This is a genomic window from Polynucleobacter paneuropaeus (genome assembly GCF_003261235.1).
GTDB lineage: Bacteria > Pseudomonadota > Gammaproteobacteria > Burkholderiales > Burkholderiaceae > Polynucleobacter > Polynucleobacter paneuropaeus.
This window is the reverse complement of sequence record NZ_CP030085.1, coordinates 1,161,081-1,173,214: the sequence shown is the minus strand read 5'-3', so window position 1 is coordinate 1,173,214 and position 12,134 is coordinate 1,161,081. Positions and strand designations below refer to the sequence as shown.

At 46.1% G+C, this 12,134-nt stretch carries 12 protein-coding genes; 11 read left to right on the top strand and 1 reads right to left on the bottom strand.

Annotated elements, in window-relative coordinates; genetic code table 11:
- Positions 1–8: 8 nt before the first annotated feature.
- Entirely contained in the window at positions 9–845 is an 837-nt protein-coding gene (gene map / locus Pas1_RS06185; protein ID WP_112294781.1) for a type I methionyl aminopeptidase, read from the bottom strand.
- A gap of 260 nt (positions 846–1,105) precedes the next feature.
- Between map and rpsB the strand changes: the two genes are divergently transcribed.
- The 11 genes from rpsB to lpxD all read left to right on the top strand — a co-directional run bounded on the left by rpsB (position 1,106) and on the right by lpxD (position 12,131).
- A complete protein-coding gene (gene rpsB, locus Pas1_RS06180) occupies positions 1,106–1,855 on the top strand; it encodes a 30S ribosomal protein S2 (protein ID WP_112209052.1) in 750 nt (249 codons plus the stop codon).
- A complete protein-coding gene (gene tsf / locus Pas1_RS06175) occupies positions 1,855–2,736 on the top strand; it encodes a translation elongation factor Ts (RefSeq protein WP_112294780.1) in 882 nt (293 codons plus the stop codon). Before rpsB ends, tsf begins: the two co-directional genes overlap by 1 nt.
- Before the next feature lie 184 nt (positions 2,737–2,920).
- Positions 2,921–3,631: a UMP kinase gene (gene pyrH / locus Pas1_RS06170; protein WP_112203549.1), complete on the top strand. Its 711-nt coding sequence runs from the start codon at positions 2,921–2,923 to the stop codon at positions 3,629–3,631.
- Between the two features lie 11 nt (positions 3,632–3,642).
- Positions 3,643–4,203 carry a ribosome recycling factor gene (frr, locus tag Pas1_RS06165; protein ID WP_112203551.1) on the top strand — a complete coding sequence of 187 codons (561 nt, stop codon included), beginning with the start codon at positions 3,643–3,645 and terminating at the stop codon, positions 4,201–4,203.
- Positions 4,204–4,237: 34 nt separating this feature from the next.
- On the top strand, positions 4,238–5,011 hold the full coding sequence (gene uppS, locus Pas1_RS06160; RefSeq protein ID WP_112237826.1) for a polyprenyl diphosphate synthase: 774 nt from the start codon (positions 4,238–4,240) through the stop codon (positions 5,009–5,011).
- Between the two features lie 18 nt (positions 5,012–5,029).
- Positions 5,030–5,857 (top strand): phosphatidate cytidylyltransferase, encoded by an 828-nt coding sequence (locus Pas1_RS06155; RefSeq protein ID WP_112294779.1) that lies wholly within the window; start codon positions 5,030–5,032, stop codon positions 5,855–5,857.
- Entirely contained in the window at positions 5,854–7,047 is a 1,194-nt protein-coding gene (ispC, locus tag Pas1_RS06150; protein ID WP_112294778.1) for a 1-deoxy-D-xylulose-5-phosphate reductoisomerase, read from the top strand. Before Pas1_RS06155 ends, ispC begins: the two co-directional genes overlap by 4 nt.
- Positions 7,048–7,060: 13 nt before the next feature.
- Complete coding sequence (locus Pas1_RS06145; RefSeq protein WP_112294777.1) at positions 7,061–8,173, top strand: M50 family metallopeptidase; 1,113 nt, start codon at positions 7,061–7,063, stop codon at positions 8,171–8,173.
- Positions 8,173–10,515 (top strand): outer membrane protein assembly factor BamA, encoded by a 2,343-nt coding sequence (gene bamA / locus Pas1_RS06140; protein WP_404824878.1) that lies wholly within the window; start codon positions 8,173–8,175, stop codon positions 10,513–10,515. Before Pas1_RS06145 ends, bamA begins: the two co-directional genes overlap by 1 nt.
- 18 nt (positions 10,516–10,533) lie before the next feature.
- Entirely contained in the window at positions 10,534–11,061 is a 528-nt protein-coding gene (locus Pas1_RS06135; RefSeq protein WP_112237832.1) for an OmpH family outer membrane protein, read from the top strand.
- A gap of 5 nt (positions 11,062–11,066) precedes the next feature.
- Positions 11,067–12,131 carry a UDP-3-O-(3-hydroxymyristoyl)glucosamine N-acyltransferase gene (gene lpxD, locus Pas1_RS06130; protein ID WP_112294776.1) on the top strand — a complete coding sequence of 355 codons (1,065 nt, stop codon included), beginning with the start codon at positions 11,067–11,069 and terminating at the stop codon, positions 12,129–12,131.
- Positions 12,132–12,134 lie beyond the last annotated feature (3 nt).

Here is a 12,134-nt window from a genome sequence, read left to right as displayed (position 1 = left end):
TGGAATAACTAAGCGTTAGTTGTCTCAGGTCTAAACACGAGACCCTTGACGCAATCTGGAGGAGGGTTGCTCCCAGTAGACCAGGTCAAGACCTCAACCCCCGTAGCTGTAACCAATAAGGTGTGCTCCCATTGTGCAGACAGACTGCGGTCTTTGGTTTTGACTGTCCACTGATCAGGCATGGTGCGGATCTCACGACGCCCTGCATTGATCATGGGCTCAATAGTGAAAGTCATGCCTTGCTCTAGTTTCTCCCCAGTTCCTGGGCGACCATAGTGCAGGATTTGCGGGTCCTGATGAAACACTTTGCCAATGCCATGACCACAATATTCTCTTACGACAGAATAGCCGGCGTTTTCAGCATGCGTTTGAATCACATGACCAATATCACCAAGCGAGGCACCAGGTTTTACTTGGGCAATACCAAGCCACATACATTCAAAAGTAATTTGGGTTAACCGTTTTGCCAAGACAGAAACCTCGCCGACCATAAACATGCGGCTGGTATCGCCATAGTAACCATCGGGGGTAATCACCGTGATGTCTAAATTAACGACATCACCACTCTTGAGAATTTTTTCTCCAGGGATCCCATGACAAATCACATCGTTGACTGAGGTGCAGATAGCAGCCGGAAATGGGGGGTATCCTGGGGGCTGGTAATTGAGTGGAGCGGGAATGGTCTTTTGCACATCCCGCATATAGTCATGACAAATCCGATCAAGTTCGGCGGTGCTAACTCCTGGCTTCACGTGGGGAGTGACGTGGTCTAACACCTCACTCGCTAAACGGCCCGCTTCCCGCATGCCTCGAATATCTTTTTCTACTGTAAATACGCTGTTCATGCCTTGATTATCAACGACTTGGCCTAATTTGGCAGAGTCAAATTACCCAATTTTGATGCTCAGAGTCAATCTAGCCAGGGTTCTGATCCAGTTATACCTTGCTAGATGATTGATATTTAAGCTATAATTTCGTTCTCGGTGCACGCTGGGCTAATTAAAAACAGTCCAAAGTGATCTGAAATAGCGAGTTAAGCCTTCCAGGGTGGCGCTTTTGAGCGCAGCTAGGACTTAACTTTAGAACCAACCCTTAGGAGAATTACATGTCAGTGACTATGCGTCAAATGCTGGAAGCCGGTTGCCATTTTGGCCACCAAACCCGTTTCTGGTCTCCCAAGATGGCCCCTTATATTTTCGGCCATCGCAATAAGATCCACATTATCAATTTGGAAAAAACATTGCCAATGTTTCAGGATGCCCTGAAATTTGTCAAACAAGTTTCCGCCAACCGTGGCACCATTTTATTTGTTGGGACAAAGCGCCAGTCTCGCGAAATTATTGCTGAAGAAGCGACCCGCGCAGGTATGCCTTACATCGACAGCCGTTGGTTGGGCGGTACGCTCACCAACTTCAAAACCGTTAAGGGTTCCCTCAAGCGCTTAAAAGATATGGAAGTCGCTAAGGAGGCAGGCGATTGGGAAAAGCTTTCGAAGAAAGAAGCTTTGACTAATGATCGTGATCTCGACAAATTACAAAAAGCCTTAGGCGGTATCAAAGACCTGAATGGCGTACCAGATGCGATTTTTGTAGTGGACGTTGGTTACCATAAGATTGCCATTACCGAAGCTAATAAACTCGGCATTCCAGTTATTGCTGTAGTTGACACCAATCACTCCCCCGAAGGAATTGATTACATCATTCCTGGCAACGATGACTCCAGCAAAGCCGTGACTTTATATGCACGTGGTGTTGCTGATGCCATCCTCGAGGGCAGAGCGAATGCAGTTCAAGAAGTTTTAATCGCTGCTAAAGAAGGCGAAGAAGAATTTGTTGAAGAAGGGAAAGCAGAATAATGACCGCTATTACCGCCGCAATGGTTGGCGAATTACGCGCCAAAACTGATGCTCCCATGATGGAGTGCAAGAAGGCTCTAACTGAGGCTAATGGTGATATGGCTAAAGCAGAAGAGATTCTGCGTGTCAAACTCGGTAGCAAAGCTGGCAAAGCTGCTTCTCGTGTAACAGCCGAAGGAATCGTTGCTTCATTCATCAGCGGCACTACTGGTGCTTTGCTTGAAGTGAACTGTGAAACCGATTTCGTTTCTAAGAACGATGACTTTTTGGCTTTTGCTAATGAGTGTGTAAAGTTGGTTGCTGAGAAAAATCCAGCCGACGTTGCTGCTTTACTAGCATTGCCAATGAATGGCTCTACGGTTGATGAAGTGCGTAGCGCGTTGATCGGCAAGATTGGCGAAAACATCATGCCACGTCGTTTTAAGCGTTTTGCAGGTAGCAGTAAATTGGTTTCCTATCTCCACGGCACTCGTATTGGCGTCATAGTCGAGTTTGAGGGCGATGAAACTGCCTCCAAAGATGTGGCAATGCATATTGCTGCGATGAAACCAGTTGCTTTGTCTATGGCGGATGTGCCTGCTGAATCGATTGCTATTGAGCGCAGCGTTGCTGTGCAAAAAGCAGCTGAATCTGGCAAGCCACCTGAGATTGTAGAAAAGATGGTTGAAGGCTCAATTCAGAAATATCTTAAAGAGGTTTCTTTATTGAATCAGACTTTCGTGAAAAACGACAAGCAAACCGTTGAGCAAATGCTCAAAGCAGCCAACACCACTATTAAGGGCTTTACGATGTTTGTTGTAGGCGAGGGCATTGAGAAACGTCAAGACGACTTTGCTGCTGAAGTAGCAGCTCAGGTTGCCGCGGCAAAAGCCACTGCTTAATCTGAGTTATCAGGCCTAGCCGATCTGGCTAAGCTGCTGTATCCAAGGGTATAGGAAGCACGTTTCTATGCCCTTTTCTTTGGTCTTTGCCAAGCCCTTTATAATCCTTTCGAGATATAAAAACACTTAAAGATCAATAAGCTAAGTTCAGTACCGACTTAGTGATTACGGAAAACAGAAGAAGATGCCAGCCTACAAAAGAGTTCTCTTAAAACTATCTGGTGAAGCCTTGATGGGTGATGATGCATTCGGCATCAACCCTGCAACTATTGATGCAATGGTTAGCGAAATTGCTCAAGTGGTCAATAGCGGTATCGAGTTAGCGATTGTGATTGGCGGCGGTAATATTTTCCGTGGCGTTGCCGGAGGAGCGGCTGGCATGGATCGCGCTACTGCTGACTATATGGGCATGCTTGCAACCATGATGAACTCCTTAGCTCTGCAAGATGCCTTGCGCCAAAAAGGGGTCGAAGCGCGCGTGCAATCCGCCCTGAGAATGGATCAAGTGGTCGAGCCTTATATTCGTCCACGGGCAATTCGGGCAATGAGCGAAGGTAAGGTTGTGATTTTTGCCGCTGGCACGGGTAATCCATTCTTCACTACAGACACTGCTGCTGCATTGCGTGGAGCTGAAATGGGTGTGGAGGTGATGTTGAAGGCTACTAAGGTCGATGGTATCTACAGCGCTGATCCTGTTAAAGATCCTAGCGCAACCCTCTATAAAACGATTACCTTTGATGAAGCGCTCATCAAGAATTTGCAAGTGATGGATGCTACTGCTTTTGCGCTATGCCGTGATCGCAAACTACCTATCAAAGTATTCTCTATTCTGAAGCCAGGCGCATTGATGCGTGTAGTGCAGGGCGAGGCAGAGGGTACCCTAGTACACGTTTAACAGGAGGTCGGATGTCTGCAGCAGAAATTAAAACCAATACTGATCAAAAGATGCATAAGTCTCTTGATGCTTTGAAAACCAATTTAGCCAAAATTCGGTCAGGGCGTGCAAATCCGGGAATTTTGGAGCATATTCAGGTGGAGTACTACGGTAATCCAACACCACTGAGTCAGGTTGCAAGTCTTGGGCTGGCTGACGCTCGCACGATTAATGTTCAGCCTTTTGAAAAAACGATGGTTGCTGCAATTGAGAAAGCCATTCGTGATTCTGATTTAGGATTAAATCCAGCCTCACAAGGTACCGTGATTCGCGTGCCAATGCCGGCGCTTACCGAAGAGCGCCGTCGTGAGCTCACCAAAGTTGTGAAGTCTGAAGGTGAAGAGACCAAGATTGCGGTGCGTAATTTACGCCGGGATGCAAATGAACATCTCAAGCGCCTTACGAAAGATAAGGAAATCTCTGAAGATGAGGAGCGTCGTGCTACCGATGAGATTCAGAAGATGACAGACAAAGCGGTGGTCGATATTGATAAGATCATTGCTGATAAAGAAAAAGAGATCATGACGGTTTAAGGCTGTCTCTTTTTCATCTCCCACATATTTATAGATGACCCAGCACACGAGCTCTACCCTGGCAATCCCAGAGGTCAGCGCTATTCCCCGCCATGTAGCAATCATCATGGATGGTAATGGGCGTTGGGCCAGCAAGCGTCACATGCCACGTGTCGCGGGACATTCCGAAGGATTGAATGCAGTCCGCAAAATTGTTGCAGAGTGCCGCCGTCTTGGGGTTGAATACTTAACACTTTTTGCTTTCAGCTCCGAGAATTGGCGCCGACCACCAGAAGAGGTGGGCTTTTTGATGAAGCTCTTTTTGAAATCCTTAAAAGGTGAAGTCACCCGCTTAGCCGAGAACGATATTTGTCTCAAGCTTATTGGAGACCTAGAGCGCTTTGATCGTGATATTCAGAAGATGGTGACATTCTCTGAGGAAAAAACTGCACAATGTAAGGCGCTGACTTTTACGATTGCTGCTAACTATGGTGGCCGCTGGGATATCTTACAAGCTATGCGCCAATGCTTGATTGCCCATCCCCACTTAAAACCTGAACAGGTCAGCGAAGATTTGATTCAACCTTTCTTATCGATGTCATATGCCCCTGAGCCCGATTTATTTATTCGTACCGGTGGTGAGCAGCGTGTGAGTAATTTCTTGCTATGGCAACTTGCGTATACCGAACTCTATTTCACGGATGTTTTGTGGCCCGATTTTGATGAAGCTGAACTTCATAAATCTTTTGAGTGGTTTAGTCAACGAGAGCGGCGTTTTGGCAGGACAAGTGCGCAAGTCATGTCTCAAAGCATGAGTGATGCAGTTTAAAAAAGAGCAAAAGCCAAAATGCTAAAAACAAGAGTCATTACAGCAATTGTTCTGCTTACGATTCTCTTGGCAGTGTTGTTTGTGCTGCCACCCATTTATCTGGGCGGGTTTTTTCTATTATTGCTTATGGCTTCGGCATGGGAGTGGAGCCGCTTGATTCTTCCCAATCAACCCTGGTTAGCCTATTTCTACGCCAGTGTCTGCCTATTGATCATTGCTGGTTTAATGCTCCTTCATCAACCCCTGGGGCCATTTGCTCTGATGTTTTTTGCCAGCATCTTCTGGCTATTGATCGCCCCCTTAATGTTATCTAGAGGGCTTAAGATCGATTTAAAAAAATGGTCGGCTCCTTATTTTATTTTGGGTCTTGTCCTACTTCCAGCAACTTGGTTTTCGGTCATGTTCCTGCGGGAAATAGGCTTGTTATTTCTTTTGTCTACGATGGCACTAGTTTGGATTGCTGATATTGGGGCTTATTTTGTGGGCAAAGCCATTGGTAAGCGTCGCCTTGCCCCAGAAATTAGTCCTGGCAAATCTATTGAGGGCGCTGTTGGAGGTCTTGTGCTTTGCTATATGTATGCGGGTCTATGCACTTTTTATTTAGCGCCTACCCTTACTTTGTTTGGTGTTTGGACTTACCGCTTTGGTTGGTTACCCATGTTTTTAATGGTCACTGCTTTAACCTTCCTGAGTATCTTTGGGGATTTATTTGAATCTCAATTCAAAAGATTGGCTGGGGTTAAAGATAGTAGTCGTTTATTACCAGGCCACGGTGGTGTGTTAGACCGAGTTGATGCATTAATCCCAGTAATGCCAATTGCTGTTTTACTGGTTGGGTTTTTATGACTAGTAAGAGACGCATCGCAATCCTAGGGTCAACCGGCTCAATTGGCACAAATACGCTGGATGTGATTCGTGCGCATCCGGAACGATTCGAAGTGGTGGCCTTAACAGCAGCCAAGCAGGTCGAGCGTTTGGCAGAGCAGTGTGTTGAGTTCAAGCCCAGGGTCGCGGTGGTCAGTGATGCAGGCTCTGCTAAAAAACTCTCTGAGCTTCTATTGGCAAAACAAGTGGGTACCCAAGTTTTGTATGGACCAGATGCTCTGATTACAGCAGTGCTTGAGTCAGATTGCGATACCGTGATGGCAGCGATCGTTGGGGCAGCAGGGTTATTGCCCACCTTGGCCGCTGCTAAGGCTGGCAAAAGAATCTTACTCGCCAATAAAGAAGCGCTGGTGATGTCAGGTAATTTATTTATGGATGCTGTGCGTCAAGGCGGTGGTGAATTACTGCCAATTGATAGCGAACATAATGCAATTTTTCAATGCTTGCCTGTCCATTATTCAAAAAGCCCGAGCCAGCATCATGGGGTCGAAGAGTTGTGGTTAACGGCCTCTGGCGGTCCCTTTCGTAATACCCCGATTGCTGAGTTAAGCCAAGTTACTCCAGAGCAAGCTTGCGCACATCCCAACTGGGTAATGGGTAGGAAGATTTCCGTCGACTCTGCCACGATGATGAATAAGGGGCTGGAAGTAATCGAGGCTTATTGGTTATTTGGCCTGCCTATTGAAAAAATTCAGGTATTGATTCATCCACAGAGTGTGGTGCACTCGATGGTGCGTTATTGCGATGGCTCAGTTATTGCTCAAATGGGTCAACCCGATATGCGAACCCCCATTGCCTATGGACTAGCCTGGCCCGACCGTATCACTGCAGGCGTTCAATCATTAAGCTTGACTCAACAAGCAGCCCTCAATTTTATGGAGCCTGATCTTCAGCGTTTTCCATGCCTATCGCTGGCATTTCAGGCGGGTAAGCAGGGCGGGACAGCCCCAGTCATTTTGAATGCAGCAAATGAGATCGCAGTCGCAGCATTTTTAGATAATGCGCTCCAGTATCTGCAAATACCGGAGGTAGTAGAGCGGGTATTGAACACAACTCCACCCTCTACTCCGAGTTCGCTCGAAGATATTCTTGAAGTAGATGCTAAATCCAGAGTGCTAGCAACGGATGTGATCCAGCGTCTGCACTCATAAATAGGCAAACTTTTTGCAGTCACTTATTACCTTTGCTGCTTTTTTGCTGACCTTAAGTATTGTGGTTTGCTTTCATGAGTTCGGCCACTTTCTGGCTGCTCGCTTATGTGGCGTTAAAGTGTTACGGTTTTCTTTGGGCTTTGGTAAACCAATATTTACTTTCAAGTCAAAGTATTCCTCTACGGAGTGGGTATTGGCCCCGATTCCATTGGGTGGTTATGTCAAGCTATTGGATGGTCGAGATCCACAACAAACCATTGCAGCATCAGAACAAAGTCAAGCTTTTGATACCAAGCCACTGTGGCGACGATCTCTGATTGTCTTTGCGGGCCCCTTAGCAAATTTTGTTTTGGCTATTTGTTTATTGACCATCATTTATGTTGCTGGTGTCATTCAGTTACCAGCCCGCTTGCAAGCACCCCCTCCAGACTCGGTTGCCGCGAGCTTAGGAATCGCCCAAGGGGATCAAGTTCTTGCCTGGCACCCACAAACAGATAAAGAATTTGAGTCGGTTATTAGCTGGAATGCATTACGGTGGAATTTGATGGATGCCATTAGCTCGCAAGAGGGGTTTGCTTTGAAAATGCAAGATCCTTCGGGACGACAATTTATTAGTGATTTTTTAGCTTCTCAATTGCCAGCAATGTCTTCTTCGGAGGACCCCTTTTCACGACTTGGAATTCTTCCAGTACTGCCTCCAGCTTCAGAATATTTCACCCTTAAATTAGATCCATTGAGTGGGTTGATTTATGCCTCCAAGCGGGTTTGGTTGATCAGTAAAGTGTCCCTGAGGTTAATGGGGGGTTTATTGACGGGGCAGAGTTCTTTAAAGCAGCTGGGAGGGCCCCTGAGTATCGCCAATATGGCAGGGAAGACGGCTCAAGTAGGGTGGCAAGCATATTGTGCTTTTTTGGCTATTTTGAGCATTAGTATTGGCCTACTTAATCTGGTGCCATTGCCAATGCTAGATGGGGGTCAGCTCCTGTATGATGCATGGGAGTTGGTCTCTGGGAAACGGATTTCGACCTCATTGCAGGAGCAGTTCCAGAAAGTGGGCTTTATCTTGCTGATTTCCATTTCCCTGCTGGCCTTGTTTAATGATTTGCAACGCTATTTTTCGCCTTGATCCATCTGAATATCTTTTTCTCTCGGTTTGTCCGATTTATTGCCCAGGTAGCACTGGTTTTAGCCAGTGTTTGCATAAGCGCTCACGCAGCTGACTCTTTTGTCATTAAGGACATCCGCCTTGAAGGTCTCCAGCGCGTAGAACCCGGAACCGTTTTTAGTTATTTACCTGTTCAGGTTGGCGACACCTTCACCGAAGAAAAAGGGGCTGACGCTATTCGGGCGCTTTACGAAACCGGCTTTTTCAGAGACGTTCAAATTCAGGCTCAGGGCGATGTCCTGATCGTGATCGTGGAAGAGCGTCCAACCATCTCTCGTATTGAATTTACGGGCATGAAAGAGTTTGATCAGGAGATCGTCCGCAAGTCTCTCAAGTCAGTTGGCGTGGCAGAAGCCCGTTTTTATGACAAAGCCTTAATCGATAAAGCAGAGCAGGAATTAAAGCGCCAATATGTCAGTAAAGGGATGTACGCTGCCGAAGTGGTAGCGACTGTAACTCCCGTTGAACGCAATCAAGTTGCTATTTATTTCAATATTGATGAAGGCCCGGTTGCCAAGATTCAGGAAATTAATTTCATCGGTAATAAGGTGTTCAGTGAAAGCACCTTAACTGGCATGATGCAGTTGCAAGTTGGTGGTTGGCTATCTTGGTATACCAAGGACAATCTTTACTCCAAGCAAAAACTGACAGCTGACTTAGAGACGATCCGTTCTTACTACCTCAATCGTGGTTACCTTGAGTTTGTGATTGACTCTACTCAGGTCTCGATCACCCCAGATAAAAAATCAATCTACTTGACGATCAGCATTAAAGAAGGTCAAAAGTTCACAGTACAAAAAGTGAGTCTCGCAGGGGAATTGCTAGGTAAAGAAGCAGAACTCATGCAGTTGGTTCAGCTTAAGGCGGGAGATACTTTTTCCTCTGCTAAATTAACTGAGAGCACTAAAGCAATCGCTGACTTGCTGGGCTCCTATGGCTATGCCTTTGCAACCATTAATCCTCAGCCTGATATTCATCGTGAGCAAAGTGAAGTAGATTTGACCTTGGTTGTTGATCCTGGACGCAGAGTCTATGTGCGCAAAGTCAATATCTCTGGCAATGCAAAAACACGAGACGTCGTTATTCGTCGAGAAATGCGCCAGTTTGAGAGCTCTTGGTTTGACGGTGACAAGATTGAATTATCTAAAAAACGTTTAGGTCGACTTGGCTACTTTACAGAAAATAACGTAACCACTCAGGACGTCCCAGGCTCTCCAGATCAAGTCGATGTGAATGTGGATGTTAAAGAAAAGCCCACTGGATCTGTGTCATTGGGTGCAGGTTATTCCAGTACTGAAAAGGTGATTTTGACTGCTGGCGTAAACCAAGATAATGCTTTTGGTACCGGTCAGTCGATTGGTTTAAATGGTGCCTTAGGTAAGGTTAATCAGAGCTTGACGCTCTCCAACTATGATCCCTACTTTACAGAAGACGGTATTAGTCGCTACAGCGATCTGTTTTATCGGACCTCTAAGCCGCTCTATTACATCGGCGATCCAGATTATCAAATTAAATCATTGGGTACGAATATTAAATTCGGCGTTCCTTATAGCGAGGTTGATCGGGTTTTCTTCGGAACTGGTTTTGAGGCCTATCAAATTAACACTACGATCAATACGCCACAACCTTATTTAAATTATGCCCAGTCTTATGGCATTGCCGCACCTGGATATCCGGGCACCTTGACTACATATAACGTTCCATTAACAGCTGGATGGGCGCGCGATGGCAGAGACAGTGCCTTGATTCCGTCTGAAGGTTCTTTGCAGCAATTGTCTTCGGAGGTGGGAACGCCAGCGGGTAATATGACTTACTACCGAGTTTATGGCCAATATCAAAAGTACCACTCTTTCAGTAAAGCGAATATCCTGTCTTTCAATGGCGAGGTCGGTTATGGACAGGCCTACGGCGCTTACCCATTCCCAATTACCAAGAATTACTATGTTGGCGGTATTGGCTCAGTTCGTGGCTATGCTCCAGGCTCACTTGGTCCAACCTACTACAACACCACATATGGCACCTATCAACCTACGGGCGGCCAGTCGAAGATTGTTACAAACGTAGAGTACACAGTGCCTGTGCCAGGGTCTGGCACTGAGAAAACGCTGAGGATGTTTACCTTCGTGGATGGCGGCAATGCCTTTGGGCAAAATATCAACCTGGTGTTGAGGTATTCTTATGGTCTAGGTATATCATGGATATCACCGCTTGGACCACTGAAGTTTAGTTATGGTATTCCAATTAAGTCTCAGCCAACAGATAACATCCAGCGTTTGCAGTTCCAAGTCGGTACCGCGTTTTAATTGTTTAAGGAAAGTTTTATGAAGCTCTATCACTCTTCTAAATGGATCTCATTGGGTCTCGTTGCCCTCGTATCTCTCATTAGCTTGCCACAAGCTTTTGCCCAAGAAGTTGGCACAAAGGTAGCAGTTGTGAATTCAGAAAAAGTGTTTAATGAATCCAACTTAGCTAAAGCCATGCAGACGCGTTTACAAAATGAATTCACAAAGCGTCAGAACGATTTGCGAGATAGCGCCCAAAAGATTAAATCTGCTGCTGAGAAGCTCGATCGTGATGCTGCTGTGATGTCTGAAGCTGATCGTATTCGTCGTCAGCGTGAGCTTGCTGATCAAGATCGTGAACTACAGCGTAAACAACGTGAATTCACTGAAGATTTAAATCAGCGAACATTTGAAGAGCGTGCCAAGATTGCTGAGAAGGCCAACCAGGTTCTCAAGCAAATTGCTGAGCAGCGTAAGATTGATGTCATTGTTCAAGAAGCAGCATATGTTAGTCCTAAGTCTGACATTACCGATGACGTCATCAAGGCTTTAAATAACTCTAAATAAGCTTTATGCCCACCGCCATCGAGCTGGCCAAACAGTTTCAAGCGAGCTTGGTGGGGGAGGGTTCTCTCTCTTTCGATAGCCTAGCTCCTATAGAGCTTGCGCAATCAAATCAAATTGCTTTTCTATCCAATCCGCTTTATCGCCAAGATGCTATTGAGAGCGCCGCTGGCGCCTTAATCCTGAGTCAAGCGGATTACGAATTCTTAAAAGATCAAGCACATAGCAAAAATCCGAATCGGATCTACTTCATCTCGAATAATCCCTATGCTACGTTTGCAAAAGTAGCGCAACTTTTTGCCAAAACCTCTGCTCCAAACTATCCTGCTGGTGTGCATGCTAGTTCAGTAATTGATCCATCCGCCCAGGTGCCAGCTTCTTGTCATATTGGGCCATTCGTTCATATTGGCCCTAGAGTTAAATTAGGCGAACGAGTTTGCGTTCTAGGAAATACAAGCATTGCTGAAAACAGTAGTATTGGCTCTGATACTCTTTTATACCCACAAGTATCTGTTTATCACAATGTTCATCTTGGTGAGCGTTGCATTGTCCATAGTGGCGCCGTAATTGGTGCAGATGGTTTTGGCTTTGCCCCCAATTTTTCTGCAAGCGGTGGTGAGTGGGTAAAAATCCCACAGATTGGTGGTGTGCGAATTGGTGATGATGTTGAGATTGGCGCATCTACTACGATTGATCGTGGCGCCATGAGCAATACTGAAATCGGCGCAGGCACGAAGATCGATAATCAGGTGCAAATTGCACACAATGTCATCGTCGGCAAAGCTTGTGTGATTGCTGGTTGTGCCGCCATCTCAGGTAGCACCAAAATCGGTAACTTTTGCATTATTGGTGGAGCAGCTAATTTTGCTGGGCATTTGACTATCGCCGATAGAACGACAGTTTCCGGAAATACCTCCATCATCCGCTCCATAAATGAGCCTGGACAGCACTTTACGGGGGTTTATCCATCCATGCTTCATAGTGCTTGGGAGAAAAATGCTGCTATCTTGCGTGGGCTAGATAAAATACGGCAACGCTTACGTTTCTTAGATCAAAAGAAAAGTGAAAAGTAAGCT